The 15,704-nt window shown below is 50.5% G+C and carries 18 protein-coding genes; 11 read left to right on the forward strand and 7 right to left on the reverse strand.

Annotated elements, in window-relative coordinates:
- The first annotated feature begins 12 nt into the window (after window positions 1–12).
- The 7 genes from M975_RS10100 (at window position 13) to M975_RS10120 (ending at window position 6,340) form a co-directional block, all read left to right on the forward strand.
- Window positions 13–345 carry a phage tail assembly protein gene (locus tag M975_RS10100; RefSeq protein ID WP_064559081.1) on the forward strand — a complete coding sequence of 111 codons (333 nt, stop codon included), beginning with the start codon at window positions 13–15 and terminating at the stop codon, window positions 343–345.
- Window positions 346–359: 14 nt separating this feature from the next.
- The gene (locus M975_RS22380; protein ID WP_074388356.1) at window positions 360–482 is read left to right on the forward strand and encodes a GpE family phage tail protein; all 123 of its coding nucleotides are present in this window, start codon (window positions 360–362) and stop codon (window positions 480–482) included.
- Entirely contained in the window at window positions 475–3,330 is a 2,856-nt protein-coding gene (locus tag M975_RS10105) for a phage tail tape measure protein (RefSeq protein WP_064559082.1), read from the forward strand. Before M975_RS22380 ends, M975_RS10105 begins: the two co-directional genes overlap by 8 nt.
- On the forward strand, window positions 3,330–3,794 hold the full coding sequence (locus M975_RS10110) for a phage tail protein (protein ID WP_064559083.1): 465 nt from the start codon (window positions 3,330–3,332) through the stop codon (window positions 3,792–3,794). Before M975_RS10105 ends, M975_RS10110 begins: the two co-directional genes overlap by 1 nt.
- Window positions 3,791–4,891 carry a phage late control D family protein gene (locus tag M975_RS10115; protein WP_064559084.1) on the forward strand — a complete coding sequence of 367 codons (1,101 nt, stop codon included), beginning with the start codon at window positions 3,791–3,793 and terminating at the stop codon, window positions 4,889–4,891. The genes M975_RS10110 and M975_RS10115 overlap by 4 nt, the downstream gene beginning before the upstream one ends.
- Window positions 4,892–4,968: 77 nt before the next feature.
- A complete protein-coding gene (locus M975_RS22385; protein ID WP_074388357.1) occupies window positions 4,969–5,193 on the forward strand; it encodes an ogr/Delta-like zinc finger family protein in 225 nt (74 codons plus the stop codon).
- A 109-nt stretch (window positions 5,194–5,302) separates the two neighbouring features.
- Window positions 5,303–6,340 (forward strand): phage integrase, encoded by a 1,038-nt coding sequence (locus tag M975_RS10120; RefSeq protein ID WP_083967875.1) that lies wholly within the window; start codon window positions 5,303–5,305, stop codon window positions 6,338–6,340.
- A gap of 349 nt (window positions 6,341–6,689) precedes the next feature.
- Here M975_RS10120 and M975_RS10125 read toward each other — a convergent pair whose 3' ends face one another.
- The 3 genes from M975_RS10125 to yobA are packed head-to-tail and all read right to left on the reverse strand — an operon-like array spanning window position 6,690 to window position 8,308.
- The gene (locus tag M975_RS10125; RefSeq protein WP_064559085.1) at window positions 6,690–7,031 is read right to left on the reverse strand and encodes a YebY family protein; all 342 of its coding nucleotides are present in this window, start codon (window positions 7,029–7,031) and stop codon (window positions 6,690–6,692) included.
- A 25-nt stretch (window positions 7,032–7,056) separates the two neighbouring features.
- The gene (copD, locus tag M975_RS10130; RefSeq protein WP_064559086.1) at window positions 7,057–7,929 is read right to left on the reverse strand and encodes a copper homeostasis membrane protein CopD; all 873 of its coding nucleotides are present in this window, start codon (window positions 7,927–7,929) and stop codon (window positions 7,057–7,059) included.
- 4 nt (window positions 7,930–7,933) lie between these two features.
- The gene (gene yobA / locus M975_RS10135) at window positions 7,934–8,308 is read right to left on the reverse strand and encodes a CopC domain-containing protein YobA (protein WP_064559087.1); all 375 of its coding nucleotides are present in this window, start codon (window positions 8,306–8,308) and stop codon (window positions 7,934–7,936) included.
- A 158-nt stretch (window positions 8,309–8,466) separates the two neighbouring features.
- Between yobA and M975_RS10140 the strand changes: the two genes are divergently transcribed.
- From M975_RS10140 to exoX, 3 genes are all read left to right on the forward strand, one after another.
- Window positions 8,467–8,697, forward strand: coding sequence for a DNA polymerase III subunit theta (locus M975_RS10140; protein ID WP_064559088.1), 231 nt, complete (start codon window positions 8,467–8,469; stop codon window positions 8,695–8,697).
- A gap of 131 nt (window positions 8,698–8,828) precedes the next feature.
- Window positions 8,829–9,560, forward strand: coding sequence for a carbon-nitrogen hydrolase family protein (locus tag M975_RS10145; RefSeq protein ID WP_064559089.1), 732 nt, complete (start codon window positions 8,829–8,831; stop codon window positions 9,558–9,560).
- Between the two features lie 38 nt (window positions 9,561–9,598).
- Window positions 9,599–10,261: an exodeoxyribonuclease X gene (gene exoX, locus M975_RS10150; protein WP_064559090.1), complete on the forward strand. Its 663-nt coding sequence runs from the start codon at window positions 9,599–9,601 to the stop codon at window positions 10,259–10,261.
- Window positions 10,262–10,277: 16 nt separating this feature from the next.
- Here exoX and ptrB read toward each other — a convergent pair whose 3' ends face one another.
- From ptrB to M975_RS10165, 3 genes are all read right to left on the reverse strand, one after another.
- Entirely contained in the window at window positions 10,278–12,326 is a 2,049-nt protein-coding gene (gene ptrB / locus M975_RS10155; protein WP_064559202.1) for an oligopeptidase B, read from the reverse strand.
- Between the two features lie 93 nt (window positions 12,327–12,419).
- Window positions 12,420–13,118 carry a tellurite resistance TerB family protein gene (locus M975_RS10160; RefSeq protein ID WP_064559091.1) on the reverse strand — a complete coding sequence of 233 codons (699 nt, stop codon included), beginning with the start codon at window positions 13,116–13,118 and terminating at the stop codon, window positions 12,420–12,422.
- Window positions 13,119–13,234: 116 nt separating this feature from the next.
- On the reverse strand, window positions 13,235–13,585 hold the full coding sequence (locus M975_RS10165; protein WP_064559092.1) for a YebG family protein: 351 nt from the start codon (window positions 13,583–13,585) through the stop codon (window positions 13,235–13,237).
- A gap of 138 nt (window positions 13,586–13,723) precedes the next feature.
- Here M975_RS10165 and purT point away from each other — a divergent pair, with 138 nt between their 5' ends.
- Window positions 13,724–14,902 carry a formate-dependent phosphoribosylglycinamide formyltransferase gene (gene purT, locus M975_RS10170; protein ID WP_064559203.1) on the forward strand — a complete coding sequence of 393 codons (1,179 nt, stop codon included), beginning with the start codon at window positions 13,724–13,726 and terminating at the stop codon, window positions 14,900–14,902.
- A gap of 154 nt (window positions 14,903–15,056) precedes the next feature.
- Here purT and M975_RS10175 read toward each other — a convergent pair whose 3' ends face one another.
- Window positions 15,057–15,695 carry a bifunctional 4-hydroxy-2-oxoglutarate aldolase/2-dehydro-3-deoxy-phosphogluconate aldolase gene (locus M975_RS10175; RefSeq protein WP_064511934.1) on the reverse strand — a complete coding sequence of 213 codons (639 nt, stop codon included), beginning with the start codon at window positions 15,693–15,695 and terminating at the stop codon, window positions 15,057–15,059.
- Window positions 15,696–15,704 lie beyond the last annotated feature (9 nt).

Consider the following 15,704-nt stretch of genomic DNA (forward strand, 5'->3'; position numbering starts at 1 on the left):
CCGGATAACACCATGAAAGACGACGCTATCACTACCGAAAACACCGAACTGCCAAAAACTGAGGCAACCGTCAAACTGGATAACCCACTTCTGCGCGGCGCTAACACCATCACTGAAATCATTGTCCGCAAACCGCAGTCAGGCGCATTGCGCGGCACGCGCTTGCAGGCGCTGATGGATATGGACGTGGATTCCATGATGATTGTGCTGCCCCGTGTCACCACGCCGTCATTGACCAAAACCGAAATCATGCTGATGGAGCCTGCCGACCTGTTGCAGCTATCTATTGAGTTAGTCTCTTTTTTGTTGCCGAAGTCGGTGACGTTGGATTCCCCACAGAACTAACGGTTGATGACCTGGTGGCAGATATCGCCACCATCTTTCACTGGCCGCCCGCTGTAACCGGTGAAATGTCACTGACGGAGGTTCTGGCGTGGCGGCACAAAGCCATTATGCGAAGCGGAGCCGCCACAGATGAATGACCGTAACCTGCGCTTGCAGGTCGTGATGAGTGCCATCGACAAACTTACCCGCCCGTTTAAACAGGCGCGTGCCAGCACCCAGGAGCTGGCCGCGTCGGTCAAAAAATCCCGTGATGCCTTAACCCAGCTGAACCAGACCAGCGCCAAACTCGACGGCTTCAAAAAACTCCAGGCAGAAAACCAGAAGTTGGGTGACCGCCTCAACTACGCACGCCAGAAAGCCAGCCTGATGAATCAGGAGCTGGGCGCATCCGGTCCACCGTCACAACGTCAGGTGCTGGCACTCGAAAAGCAGCGCCTTGCTGTCCAGCGGCTGGAAGAACGCCAGGGCAAACTACAGACAAAAACCGCCCAGGTTCGCGCCGAGCTTTACCGCGCTGGTATTTCTGCTAACGATGGCGCCAGTGCTACCGCCCGTATAACCCGTGAAACCGAACGCTATAACCGCCAGTTGTCGGAGAACGAAGCGCGTTTGCGACGGGCTGGCGAACAGCAGCGAAAAATGACGAACGCCCGTAACCAGTACAGCAAAACTCTGGAAGTTCGGGACCGGGTGGCGGGTGCAGGTGCGGCCATGACAGGTGCAGGTGTGGCGATAGGTGCGCCGGTCGTGTCTGCGGTGAAAGACTACGCCAGTCTGGAAGATGCCATGAAGGGTGTGGCCAAACAGGTTAACGGTCTGCGCGATAACAACGGCAACCGCACGGCACAATTTTATGAAATGCAGGCAGCCATTAAAACCGCCAGTGAACAGCTGCCGATGCAGAACGGTGCGGTAGATTACGCCGCACTGGTTGAAGGTGGTGCTCGTATGGGGATCGGAGCCAATGCGACATCGTGGGCCGAGCAGAAAAAACAGTTGCTGGATTTTGCCTCTACTTCCGCGAAAGCTGCCACCGCATTTGAATTACCCGCAGACCAGCTGGCTGAGAACCTCGGAAAAATTGCGCAGTTGTACAAAGTCCCCATCAGCAATATTGAGCAACTGGGTGATGTTATTAACTATCTGGATGATAACGCGATGTCCAAAGGGGGCGACATCATTGATGTGCTGCAACGCATGGGGGATACCGCCAACCGCCTGGACTACCAGAAAGCCGCTGCACTCGGCTCGACATTCCTGTCATTAGGCTCGGCACCCGACGTGGCCGCCAGTGCCGCAAAAGCCATGGTGCGTGAATTATCTATCGCCTCCATTCAGAGCGACCGTTTTCAGGAAGGTCTGCAAACACTCAAACTTGATCCGTTCAAATTGCAGAAATCCATGGTCAACGACTCCATGGGCACCATTATGACCGTGCTGGAGCAGGTCAATAAGCTGAAACCGGAGGAGCAAACCCCACTTCTTACTCAGCTGTTTGGTAAAGAGTACGGCGATGACGCCACAAAACTGGCCAATAACCTGACCGAACTGCGCCGCCAGTTGGAACTGACGCAGGGAACAGGTGCTAAAGGTTCTATGCAGAAAGAATCTGATATCAATAAAGATTCTCTGTCTGCTCAGTGGATGCTGGTTAAAGCTGGCACTGAAAATGTCATGAGTGGTCTGGGGGAAACCCTGCGCCAGCCGCTGATGGATATCATGGATAACGTCCAGCGTGTCACCGATGCTATTCGCCGCTGGGTGGAGCGCAACCCGGAGCTGGCTGGCACCATCATGAAAGTAGTGGCTGGAATGGCGGCTCTTGCCGTAGCTTCGGGTGCGCTGATGATAGGGTTTGCAGCAGTGCTTGGTCCGATGGCATTAGTGCGTCTGAGTCTGAAGACGTTAGGCATCCAGTTTATTCCCACTGTCATTTCGGCTGTGACCCGACTGGGTAGCGGTATTTCATGGCTGGCCAGAACACCGTTCACGCTATTGCGTGGTGCATTATCGTTTTTACTTTCACCGCTCAGTCTGGTGCGTACCGGGTTGATGTTTATCGGGAGTGTCATGGGCGTGCTGTTATCGCCCGTTACGCTGGTTATTGCTGCACTGGCAGGCGTGGCACTGGTTATCTGGAAATACTGGCAACCCATCAAGGCATTTCTGGGGGGTGTGGTGGAGGGTTTCAGCGCCGCTGCAGCACCTATCATGGCAGCGTTTGCACCGTTACAGCCTGTATTTGGCTGGATAGGGGATAAGGTAAAAGCCCTGTTTGGCTGGTTCAGTGATCTGCTAACCCCTGTGAAATCAACCGCCGCAGAACTGGATAACGCCGCAGCCATGGGCAAAAAATTTGGTGAATGGCTGGCGGCAGGTGTGAACATTGCACTGACGCCATTACAGGCTGTTGTCAAAACAGTTTCATGGTTACTGGAAAAAATGGGGGTGATAAAAGCTGAGTCAGCCACATTACCGAAATCAGACAGCCTTCAGCGGCCAACCGCCCCAACGGTCACACAAGATGGAAAAGTGCAGCTTCCACCGGGTGGTTTCCCAATGATGTACCCGCGTTTGTATGATTCTGGCGGTTATATCCCGCGTGGCCAGCTCGGTATTGTGGGTGAAAATGGCCCGGAACTGGTGAACGGACCGGCAAATATTACCAGCCGCCGCCGTACTGCTGCACTGGCAGGAGCGACCGCGCTGGCCTTTGGCAGCCTGGCAACACCGGTTGCGGCAAAACCATTGCACCCGTTCAGCCTGCCGGTTCAGGAATACCGTGAAAGCGCACAGCCTGCACGGCAGAGCGGAGCCACAACAGCGGCAGCAACACCGCCACCGACGATTATCAATGTTTACCCAACACCAACCCAAAGCAGCGCTGATATTGCCCGTGAATTGGCCCGTCTGCTGGATGAACGTGATCGTAAAGCGGCGGCCCGCACCCGCAGCAGTTTCAGAGACCAGGGAGGAAATGACTGATGATGATGACACTGGGGATGTTCGTTTTTACACTGAAAACGGTACCGTACCAGGAATTGCAGTACCAGCAACAATGGCGACATGCCAGCAACAGCCGGGTGGGTTTACGCCCAACGTTGCAGTTTCTGGGGCCGGATACCGACACCATTACACTTTCAGGCGTGTTAATGCCATTCATTACAGGCGGCAGCATTTCTATGTTGACTCTGCAACTAATGGCTGCAACGGGTAAAGGCTGGCCGCTGATTGAAGGGTCTGGAACCATATATGGAATGTATGTGATCGAAAGCATCAGCCAGACCAAAAGCGAGTTTTTCAGTGATGGTGCGCCCAGGAAGATTGAGTTTACTCTCACCCTGAAACGTATAGATGAATCACTGGCTTCCATGCTGGGTGATATGTCAGGGCAACTCACTGAACTGAAAGATAGCGCAATAAATATGGCCGGAGGATTATTGTCATGACTGATTTTAGCTTTGTGACCGGCACAGCCCTGATTCCAGCTTTTAGGGTGACGCTTGATGATAAGGACATTACCACTTCACTGGAAGAACGCCTGATTTCACTGACGCATACCGATAACCGGGGGTTTGAAGCTGACCAGCTGGATATTGAATTAGATGATGCTGATGGCCAGTTGCAACTGCCACGCCGTGGTGCGGTATTATCGCTGGCTCTGGGCTGGCAAGATGAACCATTAATTGTTAAAGGCAAGTTTACCGTTGATGAGGTTGAGCATTCTGGCAGCCCGGACAGATTAACCGTTCGTGGCCGCAGTGCGGATTTCAGGGAAACACTGAACATCAAGCGGGAGCGTTCATGGCATGAAACCACCGTTGGCGCAGTGGTGAATGAAATAGCCACCCGCCATAAACTCACCGCAGCGCTGGGTAAAGAACTGGAAGCGCAGGCGGTGGAACATTTCGACCAGACCAATGAATCTGACGGTAGTTTCCTGATGCGCCTGGCAAAAGAGTATGGCGCCATAGCGGCCATCAAAAATGGCAATCTGTTATTTATTCGTCAGGGGCAGGGTAAAACCGCCAGTGGCAGACCATTACCGGTAATGACAATTACCCGTTCAGTCGGTGATGGACATCGGTTCAGCCTGGCTGACCGTGGCGCTTATACCGGGGTTACTGCCAGTTGGTTACATACGCGAGAGCCAAAGAAAAAAGAAGCGGTGAAGGTAAAGCGCCGCCGTCGCAAAACCACGAAAAAAGAAACCAAAGCCCCAGAACCCAAGCAAGGGGAATACTTAGTGGGTTCTGATGAAAACGTATTGGTGTTGAGCCGGACCTATGCGAGCCGGGCGAATGCCGAACGGGCAGCTAAAACAACATGGGAGCGGATTCAGCGCGGTGCTGCTTCGTTCTCAATACAGCTGGCAAAAGGTCGTGCTGATTTATTTCCTGAATTACCCGTCAGGGTGAATGGCTTCAAAAGCCAGATTGATGAAGCTGACTGGATTATCACAACAGTGACAAACAGCATTAGTGATAGCGGATTCACGACTTCACTGGAGCTTGAGGTGAAAATTAGCGATTTAGAGATGGGGTGATTCATTTGCAAGTTTGATTTCGCATTTGCATACATCGTATGTAAAATGACTGAATTAAACTCTGGGAGGTTGAAGTTATGATGAATTGTCCTAAGTGTGGTCAAGCGGGCCATACCAGAAGTAGTCACTCGGCTTCAACTACTACTAAAGAGCGCTATTACCAGTGCCAGAATATCAACTGCGGAAGCACATTCATCACACTTGAAACGTTCGTCAGATATATTGCCAGACCAGAGTTAGTTTTTGCCGCCCCGCCCCATCCAACCAGCGACGGTCAGGAAACATTCATTTTTGAAGCATAATCTATCCCGCCACGGCGGGATTTTTATTGTGTGAATTTGCAAAATCAAACATTGAATACTGGTTTTGTATACAGTAGATTTCATAAACTTGATTTAGCAGGATTACCACATGACCGTACGCAAGCAACCTGATGGCCAATGGCTTTGCGATGTCTATATTGATGGACGGGGCAGCAAGCGAGTTCGCAAAAAATTTACTACCAGAGGTGAAGCTCTGGCCTTTGAAAATTACCAGCTGGAACAGGTAAAAGAGAAACCCTGGTTAGCTGATAAAGAAGACAATCGACGCTTAAGTGAGTTAATTGAACTTTGGTATAAATTGCATGGATGTTCTTTAAATGACAAAAAAGGACGTTTGGGCAAACTTAATATTATCTGCAATGGGTTAGGTGACCCAATAGCATCGCAGATAACAGCTAAAGATTGGGCGCATTATCGGGATAGACGACTCACCGGCCAGATTGCTAACGGTTATAAAACCAGTGAAAAATCACTCAAGGTTTCCATCGGAACGGTCAACTGTGAACATGCTTTTCTACGAGCAGTGTTTAATGAGTTAACCCGGCTTGGTGAGGTTAACTACCCTAACCCACTCAAGAATATTCGTGAGTTTGATGAGCCTGAAAAAGAGATGTCCTGGCTTACTGACGATGAAGTGAAAAGATTGATGGGTGCGTGTCGTGGTCATGGAAATCCTGAATTAACCCAGATTGTAAAAATCTGCCTTTCCACCGGTGCACGCTGGAGTGAAGCGGCAAATCTTAAGAAATCTCAACTCTCACCTAATAAGATTACTTTCGTAAACACGAAGGGCAAAAAAAACCGAACAGTTCCAATATCTGATGAGTTATATAAAGAGCTCATCAGCCGTGACGGTAAGCCTTTTGAGCAATGTTACCGCCAGTTTTATCGCGTAATAAAAATTGCCGAACTTCAATTACCAGAAGGCCAAATGAGTCATGTACTTAGGCATACATTTGCAAGTCATTTTATGATGGGAGGTGGGAATATTATTGTCCTGCAAAGAATTTTGGGGCATTCTGATATTCGAGTTACGATGCGTTATGCCCATTTTGCGCCTGATCATCTTGAGGATGCGCTTATATTAAACCCGCTCAGTAAGCTTGGCGGGGCGTCCACAAAGTGACTACAGAGCATCATATTGGGTGTAATGGAGTGCAACAGGATGTGCGGTAAGTAACTGAATTTATTATAAGTCGCTGATTTTAATCAGCGAATAAAAAAAGACCGAATACGATTCCTATATTCGGTCCAGGGAAATGGCTCTTGGGAGAGAGCCGTGCGCTAAAAGTTGGCATTAATGCAGGCAGACATCGCCTTGCCTTCTAAGAATAGTTTACCGGCGCAGGTTTTCCAGTCCGGCGCAAAAGTGTTCGGAAAAAAACTGCGTTACAGGTGACATTTAAGATAAAAACCGCAATACCCGGTTGATGGGTATTGCGGTTTTTTATTGCTGATGAATAAGTTAGCGCGTTTTAGCTACATAACTTTTCTGCACGCTCAATAAATGGAGCAAGGCTCTTTTTTTGCCCTGGCATGTTCGGATCATCAATCTGAATCACAGATATTGGTTGACCAGTTGTTTTGCCGCTGCTGACTTGTTGCTGTGCTACGTCATTTAATGGGTATTGCATCAATGTGCTGGGGTTGATTGCAAACAATGCGTGGCCCGGGCGACAACTTAACATCACCTCTTCGCGGTTAAATGCCCAGTTATCTTTACCCATTTCGAAACGGCTAACGGTGATAATCTGTGGTGCGGCTAACGCACTCCCCGCACAGGCCAGCAATAACAACGTCAAAATACTTTTTTTCATGAATGTCTCTTGAGCTCAAACACTTTCAGTACGGTTCCCAGGTCGCGAAAATGCTAACCGCAAGGAGAACCAGCACCGACAAAATGACTTCCAGCCAGGTTAACTGGATAAACTGTTTTGTTGCTGTTGGTGCTCGATTAAAGCGCGGCACCAAAAAATAGCGGTTATACAAGGCGATGATAACCATCACGGCAACAAAGACAACCTTCACCAACAGGAAGCGCACATAGTCGCTTTCCAGGGGCAATGACCAACCCAAAATCATCAGGGAATTGATTAAGCCGCTCAGCAATATGGCGGCAACTGCCAGGTGCCCGTACCGCGAAAAACGCATCATCGTGGTAATCGCCGCCTGTCGCCATTGAGGTTTATGTGCCATACGCATACACATTAACAGCGGCAGTAATCCCCCAACCCACCAGCCTGCACTAAGTAAATGCACAGCATGGTTTACACGTTGTAAGCCACCCACGAAACCTTCGCGCATCGCCGCGTGCCCAACGCCCGCCAGTAAAATCAGCTGTGCCGCCGCCAGAATAAGCAACATGGGCTGTAAGATGCGGGGTTTAATCAGTAATACTACGACGGTAATAACGCCCAAAAGGATCTGCCATAGCCACACAGAACCAAAACGAGTGCCAAGCACGGCCAGCCAAATCTGGGGGTTGATAACATCTCGCCAGCCGCTGCCCATCATTCCAGCCTGAGCGCATAGCAGCAATATTGCGCTTAGCGCTGTCATCCACACGGCAGAATGCCACAGCCATTTCAAACGACGAATAATCACGGGTTTAAATTGCTGTGGCGCCAGGAACGAGCACGATATGGTGCTGCCCAGCAGCACCATAAGAGCCGTGAAATGAATAAATCGCAGCGCGATATAAAGACCAGGCAACATCGGTTTATTTCACCGAGAAGTGGTACTTCCCTTTTGTCTTATGCCCGTCAACCGACACGACATGCCAGTCAACTTGATAATCACCCGGTTTCATTGCTTCTTCGACCGGAACAATCAGCTGCTTGTCATCTTTTTCGTTACGTTTAGCCGTACCCGTTTTCACCACAGCTTGCTGTGGCCCGGTCAGCGTAAGTCCGCTAAAATTCGCCTCAACACCTTCAGAAAAATTAAGGGTGATCGCCTGAGGTGAAGCCGTCACTGCCGCATCTGCCGCCGGATACTGGTGCTTTAAATGCGCATGGGCAAAAGCAGCGCCGGGTACTGCGAGGGCGGCAAAGAGTGTAGAGAGGGTAAAGAGACGAGTTCGAGTGAAAGCCATATCAACTATTCCTTTTTCTTATTCGAGACGGCAAAAGGATAACCTTGAGGCCAGGTTAAGTCGAGATGAGAACAGCTATCAATGATTGAATATTGCCGTAAAGGGTTGTCATCTACGGCAGCAACCAGTACCTTTGCGGCACAAAACAGGAGGCCAATATGAACCACAATCTTGCTGAATTACCAATGGACGAAATGGATAAGATCAATGTGGATCTTGCCGCGGCAGGAGTAGCCTTTAAGGAGCGCTACAATATGCCTGTTATTGCTGAAGTCGTCGAACGCGAGCAACCCGCGCACCTGCGTGATTGGTTCAGAGAAAGGTTGATTGCACATCGCCTGGCGTCGGTAAACCTGTCGCGTCTGCCATACGAACCTAAAGTGAAATAAATATTAGCGGTACTAAACTTCCTTACATAATTGGTGTTAAGATTTTTCTCGGTTTAAATATCCAAACACAGGAATTACCTGTAGCGGCCATAGGATGATGGCCGTTAGGTAGATAGATTAAGGAAGAACGTATGCCTTTCTGGAATGTTGCTGCGGCGCAGTATGGCGCCACGCCCAATGACCTTGATTCGAATATCTCACATCATCTGGATTTTGTTCGTTGCGCCGTTGCCGAACAAATCGATCTATTAATTTTCCCCGAGCTATCTCTCACCGGTTTCAACGTTGAAAATCAGCACCAGCGCGCCCTTCACTTTACCGATGAACGACTCAATCCGCTGCAAAATGCTGCCGTTGAACACCAAATGACCATTGTGGTTGGCTTACCTCTACAATGCGAAAAAGGCGTTTCACCCGGTTCCGTGGGCTTTTTACCTGACGGTTCCCGAGTTGCCTGCTGCAAACCACTCGCCCGCGATATCGACCTGCCCGGCCAACACACGCCGCTGGTTGGCATGCACAACCGTAGCGTGGCGATGGGTTTTAGCACCGACAGCGATGAAGAAACCGGGCCGCGCAGTGCAGCTGAAATGGGTGCAAGTCTCTATGCCACGGGGAAATTCATTAATGAAATCAGCTACCAGAAAGATGAAATGTATCTGCAACGCTGGGCCCATAAATACAATTTGCCCGTTTTATTAGCTAACCACGCGTTTTCTAGCGGCGAATATCGGTCTGCGGGGCGCAGTGCTTGTTGGGACGATCGCGGTGAATTAGTTGTTCGCGCCGATCATGGCGAGCTACTTGCAGTTGGAAGACGTGATGCAAAAGGTTGGCACGGTGAAATCATTCCATTACGCTAGCGCATAAATGAAATTCGCGAAGGTTTGATGGAGTAAGTATGCTGCGCATTATTGATACGGAAACCTGTGGTTTACAGGGTGGCGTGGTGGAAGTGGCGTCCGTCGATATCGTAAACGGTAAAATTGTAAACCCGATGAGCGATTTGGTACGACCGGACCGCCCTATTAGCTACCAGGCAATGGCCATCCATAAAATTACCGAAGAGATGGTAGCGGATAAGCCATGGATCGAAGAGGTTATTCCACGCTATCACGGCAGCCCATATTATGTTGCGCATAACGCCAGTTTTGACCAGCGTATGCTGCCTGAACTGCCCGACAGCGAATGGATTTGTACTGTGAAACTGGCGCGCCGTTTATGGCCAGGCATTAAGTACAGCAATATGGGTTTATACAAGTCACTCAAGCTGAACGTAGAAACGCCTGCCGGTCTGCATCATCACCGCGCGTTATTTGACTGCTATATCACTGCCGCATTACTGATTCGCATTATGGATGAGTCAGGCTGGACGCCGGACCAAATGGTGACCATTACTGGCCGCCCGGCGCTGGTCAAAACTATGGCTTTTGGCAAATACCGTGGTGAACCTATTGCCGAAATTGCGGATAAGGACCCGGGCTACTTGCGCTGGATGTTAAATAACATCAAGGAACTCGCACCGGATCTCAGAATGACGCTAAAGCATTATCTCGAAGATTAACTAAGTACTTTCCCGATTACCCTGGCAGCGTGCCTTGCGCCAGGGCAATCAGGAAGGCAAATTCCAGTGCCACGCCCTCATAAGATTTAAATCGCCCCGACTTCCCGCCATGCCCTGAGTCCATATCCGTGCACAGCAGCAGCAAATTGTCATCGGTACGCATCTCGCGTAGTTTAGCGACCCATTTTGCCGGTTCCCAGTATTGCACCTGCGAGTCATGTAAGCCGGTGGTCACCAGCATATGCGGGTAGGTTTGTTGACTGATTTGATCATACGGGCTGTATTGTTTGATGTAGTGGTAGTACTCAGGATCTTGCGGGTTGCCCCACTCTTCAAATTCGCCAGTGGTCAGCGGAATTGACTCATCAAGCATCGTCGTCAACACATCAACAAAGGGAACCTGTGCCACCGCACCGTGGAACAGCTCCGGGCGCATATTAATCGCGGCACCTACCAGCAGGCCACCCGCGCTACCGCCCATCGAATAGAGCAAGTTTTCATTGCCGTATCCCTGTTTAAGCAAGCTGTCACAAACATCGAGATAATCATTGAAGGTGTTCATTTTCTTCAGGTACTTACCATCTTCGTACCATTGCTGGCCCAGCTCGCCCCCTCCCCGTACGTGGGCAATCGCAAAAACAAAACCACGATCTAACAGGCTCAAACGACTGCTGCTGAAATCGGCATCCATGCTGCTGCCATAGGAACCATAACCGTAGACCAGTAACGGGTTTTTCCCTCGCTGGAAGTGGTCGCGGTGGTAGACCAGGGAAACCGGCACCTGCACACCATCACGCACCGTGACCCATAAATGTTCGCTGCGGTAATGGCTGGCATCAAAACCCGCCACTTCAGTTTGTTTGATCACGCGACGCTCGCCGGTATCCATATCCAGCTCAAACAGCGTATCAGGGGTTGTCATTGACGAGTAACCGTAACGCAGACGTGAAGACTCTGGTTCAGGGTTGTGCCCAAGCCATGTTACATAAGCCGGATCGTCAAAGGCTATGCCGGTGACTTCATGCGTTTTGCGATTAATTTGCCGCAGGCTGGTCAGCCCTTGCTGACGCTCCTCAACCACCAGCCAGTCAGTAAACAGGGTAAAGCCTTCCAGCATCACCTGCTCACGCGGAGGAATCAGCTCTTCCCATTGGCTTTCATCACGCACTTTTGTGCGGTACAAACCAAAGTTTTTGCCTGCACGGTTAGAGCGGAGATAGAAATGATGCTGATAGTGATCAAGCGTGTATTCGTGGTCTTTGCGGCGCGGTGCAAAACTCTGCGGTTGCGCGTCTACCAGTTCAGCATCGAGCAACAACACTTCGCTGGTCGTGGCGCTGCTGAGGTAAATCAGCACGAAGTGCTTCGACGTGGTTTTATGGACGCTGACATAAAACATTTCGTCTTTTTCTTCGTAGACTAATTCATCTTCAGACGATGGGTGCCCTACGGTGTGGCGCCAGACCTGGAAAGGTAATAACGTTTTCGGGTGCTTGCGAACGTAGTAAAGCGTGGCGGAATCATTTGCCCAGACAAAACTACTTTCAACATTATCCAGCACTTCCGGATACCAGTTCCCCGTTTCCAGGTTACGGAAGCGCAGGCCGTACTGGCGGCGAGAAAGAAAATCTTCGGCCAGTGCCATGACGGTGTTATCAGGCGTAATACTCATGCCGCCCATGGTGTAAAACTCGCTGTGGGCCGCGCGGCGGTTACCATCAACCAGCGTGCTCCACTCTTCCCACTCCTCCGACACCACAGACTGGCGCTGATAAATAGCGTATTCATTACCGGTTTCGAAAACCTGACGATAGCGATAGCCATTTTGCGTGTAAGGCGCTGACACATCACGCTGGGGAATACGGTCGATCATCTCTTTGAGCAGACGTTCTTGTAACGCCTGTTGCGTGCTCATCACCTGATGGCCGTAGTCATTTTCCTGATGAAGATAATCAAGGACCTGCGCATCTGCACGCTCGTCGTCGCGCAACCAATAATAGTTATCGATGCGGGTATCACCATGTACGGTCATGGTATGCGGAATTTTTTTAGCTTTTGGTGGCATGTCGATTTTCATTTTTGAGTTAACACCCTGTAAGGGTGGCAAATTCAGACAGCCTTGCAAGCGTAACGTAGGATTTTGAGAAAAAAGCCGGGGTTAACCCGGCAGATCGCGTTTTTGTTGCTGGATATCGTGTTCAATGCCTTCGCGCACATCCTGTGGGATTTTTAAGGCATCACCCAGCGCGTTGAGATAGCTGCGTTCCATAAAATGATCGATATCGATTGCAGCACAGCTCAGGAAGTAAAGCTCCAGTGCTTCTTCTTCATTATTAACGCCTTCGACCAGGCGTTGAGGATCGAGTGGCTGATCGATAGCCTGCTGGATAAGGTTTCGCCCCGGCCCTTCAATCCCTGCATCACGAAGCTGCTGTTCAATGATCTGGCGTTCTTTGTCGTCAATGTGCCCATCGCTTTTGGCAGCGAATACGAGTGCCATAACCAGGCGTTGCGTACGAACATCAACCGGTGACTGCTGCTGCCCAAACTGCGGCTCACCCTGATGGGCTTCACGCACTCGGTCTTTGTACTTGTTCCACAGGACACTTCCCGCCACCGCACCACCGCCGACCAATAACGCGCTGGTGCCGAACTTTGTCAGTAGTTTCCGTGACGATTTGCTCGCCAGCAGCAAACCCGCTAACCCACCCAGTGCGCCAGGCACCAGTAACTTACTCAACCCCTGAGAGCCATTACCCTGGGGAGAATGTGAGGATTGATTTTGCCCGGTGTGATTCTGGACGGATTGCGTCGCTTGCCCCAGCATAGACTGAAGTTGCTGTAACCAATTGCTCATAGAAGACACCCTTTGTGAGAACTTAACTTCTGAGGTTAAGCGAAAGGCTGTCAAGAAGTGTCTGATGAGGCTAAAGATGAGAAAAGAACCGCGCCGGTAAACCGACGCGATAACACTCAGGCCGCTTTCGTGCGCTTACGTGGGTGTTCAGCCACTTTATCGTCTGCAACAGACTCTTCAGTGTTATCGGCTTCATCTGCGGGTTCACCGGCAGTTTCAGTACTTTCCAGTTCTGGCAATTTACCGCTTTTCAGCACGCTGGACAGCACGTCTTTGTTTTCTGCCATCCACATAGCCAGCACATCGCTTTGCCCTTCTTCGAAAGCAACAGGGCTGTGTACGAGCCACTCGCTCAACACTTCTGCCAGATCGAGCATTTTGTCGTAGGCGTCTGCATCTTTTTTACTGGCAAAAGACATTTTTTCTTGCCCCTCTCGTACAACAACGTATTTGATTTCAACCGCCATTTTGCAGCTCCGGTTTAACTGTTTATTTAAACAGTGTAATGATATTACCCCTGCTGTGCAAGCGGGAAAATCACTGTGCACGCAAACGTTTTCGTTTATAATTCGCCGGTCTATTTTCTCCGTTCGGGTATACAGATTATGTCAATTTTGGGAACAGCGCTTCGTCCTTCAGCTACACGAGTCATGTTGTTAGGATCAGGTGAATTAGGAAAAGAAGTGGCTATTGAATGTCAGCGTTTGGGTCTGGAAGTGATTGCCGTAGACCGCTATGCCGATGCCCCCGCGATGCATGTTGCTCACCGCAGCCATGTCATCAATATGCTGGACGGTGCCGAGCTTAAAAAACTGGTTTCCGTAGAAATGCCGGATTTCATCGTTCCCGAAATTGAAGCGATCGCAACAGACATGCTGGTTGAGCTTGAGCATCAAGGTCAGTGCGTGGTGCCTTGCGCGCGCGCAACCAAACTGACCATGAACCGCGAAGGTATTCGCCGCCTGGCCGCAGAAGAACTCGCTCTGCCAACCTCTAGCTTCCGCTTTGCCGATAACGAAGCTGCATTTTTACAGGCAGTTGAAGAAATCGGCCTGCCTTGCATCGTTAAACCGGTGATGAGTTCTTCCGGCAAAGGGCAAAGTTTTATTCGTACAGCCGACCAGTTAGCCAAAGCGTGGGAGTACGCTCAGGAAGGCGGTCGCGCAGGTAAAGGCAAAGTTATTGTCGAAGGTGTGGTGAATTTCGATTTCGAAATCACCCTGCTGACGATTAATGCTGTCGATGGCGTACATTTCTGTGCCCCAATCGGCCACCGCCAGGAAGACGGTGACTATCGCGAATCCTGGCAGCCGCAACAAATGAGCGATGCAGCTCTTGCCCGTGCGCAAGAAATTGCTGAAAAAGTGGTGAAAGCGTTGGGGGGTTACGGTTTGTTTGGCGTCGAACTTTTCGTGTGTGGCGATGAGGTTATTTTTAGTGAAGTCTCCCCTCGCCCGCACGACACCGGTATGGTGACGCTTATTTCTCAGGACGTTTCGGAGTTTGCATTGCACGTCCGCGCTTTCCTCGGCTTGCCGATTGGTGACATTCGCCAGTATGGCCCGGCAGCTTCTGCGGTGATCCTTCCAGAATTGAGCAGCGATAACGTGCAGTTCGGTAATGTGGGTGCGGCAGTAGGCGCAGGTTTGCAAGTACGGCTTTTCGGTAAGCCTGAGATTAACGGTAAACGCCGAATGGGTGTGGCACTGGCAACAGGTTCCAGCGTGGAAGATGCCATTGCACGTGCTATCGCTGCAACCAAAGCCATAATCGTCAAAGGATAAAAAAAATCCCCGCTCATCTGAGCAGGGATTCAATAACACGAATCATTCGAGTCGTAGGAAGGCGGCAAGAGAACGAATCCCCGGGAGCATAGATAACTATGTGACCGGGGTGAGTGAACGTAGCCAACGCATCTACGGCTCGAAGGATGACGTGTTATTTCGCGCCTTCGACAGCTTCACGGGCGAGAGTAGTAATACGATCGTAATCGCCAGCTTCCAGCGCGTCAGCCGGAACCAACCATGAACCACCGATACACAGCACGCTTTTCAGCGCCAGGTAGTCACGGTAGTTAGCCGGTGTGATACCGCCAGTTGGGCAGAAACGAACCTGAGAGAATGGACCTGCGATAGCTTGCAGCGCTTTGGTGCCGCCATTTGCTTCAGCCGGGAAGAATTTGAATTCTTTCAAGCCGTAGTCCAGACCCAGCATCAGTTCAGAAACAGTGCTGATACCTGGGATCAATGGAATGGAGCCTTCGGTTGCTGCTTTCAGCAGTGGCTCGGTCAGACCTGGGCTGATGGCGAACTGCGCGCCAGCTGCAGTCACTTCTGCCAGTTGCTCTGGGTTCAGAACGGTACCCGCACCAATAATCGCTTCTGGTACTTCTTTAGCGATTGCACGGATTGCGTCCATTGCGCATGGAGTACGCAGAGTCACTTCCAGAACGCGCACGCCGCCAGCAACTAATGCTTTAGCCATTGGTACTGCGTGTTCCAGTTTGTTAATTACGATAACCGGGACAACCGGTCCTGTTTTCAGGATCTGTTCCGCAGTAGTTTTCCAGTTTTTCATCTCAAGCCT

Source organism: Buttiauxella brennerae ATCC 51605 (genome assembly GCF_001654925.1).
Taxonomy (GTDB): domain Bacteria; phylum Pseudomonadota; class Gammaproteobacteria; order Enterobacterales; family Enterobacteriaceae; genus Buttiauxella; species Buttiauxella brennerae.

Bases quoted from the DNA above. Each gene is read 5' to 3' on its own strand.
- M975_RS10100 (WP_064559081.1), top strand. From the start codon at position 13: ATGAAAGACGACGCTATCACTACCGAAAACACCGAACTGCCAAAAACT.
- M975_RS10105 (WP_064559082.1), top strand. From the start codon at position 475: ATGAATGACCGTAACCTGCGCTTGCAGGTCGTGATGAGTGCCATCGAC.
- M975_RS10110 (WP_064559083.1), top strand. From the start codon at position 3,330: ATGATGATGACACTGGGGATGTTCGTTTTTACACTGAAAACGGTACCG.
- M975_RS10115 (WP_064559084.1), top strand. From the start codon at position 3,791: ATGACTGATTTTAGCTTTGTGACCGGCACAGCCCTGATTCCAGCTTTT.
- M975_RS22385 (WP_074388357.1), top strand. From the start codon at position 4,969: ATGATGAATTGTCCTAAGTGTGGTCAAGCGGGCCATACCAGAAGTAGT.
- M975_RS10120 (WP_083967875.1), top strand. From the start codon at position 5,303: ATGACCGTACGCAAGCAACCTGATGGCCAATGGCTTTGCGATGTCTAT.
- M975_RS10125 (WP_064559085.1), bottom strand. From the start codon at position 7,031: ATGAAAAAAAGTATTTTGACGTTGTTATTGCTGGCCTGTGCGGGGAGT.
- copD (WP_064559086.1), bottom strand. From the start codon at position 7,929: ATGTTGCCTGGTCTTTATATCGCGCTGCGATTTATTCATTTCACGGCT.
- yobA (WP_064559087.1), bottom strand. From the start codon at position 8,308: ATGGCTTTCACTCGAACTCGTCTCTTTACCCTCTCTACACTCTTTGCC.
- M975_RS10140 (WP_064559088.1), top strand. From the start codon at position 8,467: ATGAACCACAATCTTGCTGAATTACCAATGGACGAAATGGATAAGATC.
- M975_RS10145 (WP_064559089.1), top strand. From the start codon at position 8,829: ATGCCTTTCTGGAATGTTGCTGCGGCGCAGTATGGCGCCACGCCCAAT.
- exoX (WP_064559090.1), top strand. From the start codon at position 9,599: ATGCTGCGCATTATTGATACGGAAACCTGTGGTTTACAGGGTGGCGTG.
- ptrB (WP_064559202.1), bottom strand. From the start codon at position 12,326: ATGCCACCAAAAGCTAAAAAAATTCCGCATACCATGACCGTACATGGT.
- M975_RS10160 (WP_064559091.1), bottom strand. From the start codon at position 13,118: ATGAGCAATTGGTTACAGCAACTTCAGTCTATGCTGGGGCAAGCGACG.
- M975_RS10165 (WP_064559092.1), bottom strand. From the start codon at position 13,585: ATGGCGGTTGAAATCAAATACGTTGTTGTACGAGAGGGGCAAGAAAAA.
- purT (WP_064559203.1), top strand. From the start codon at position 13,724: ATGTCAATTTTGGGAACAGCGCTTCGTCCTTCAGCTACACGAGTCATG.
- M975_RS10175 (WP_064511934.1), bottom strand. From the start codon at position 15,695: ATGAAAAACTGGAAAACTACTGCGGAACAGATCCTGAAAACAGGACCG.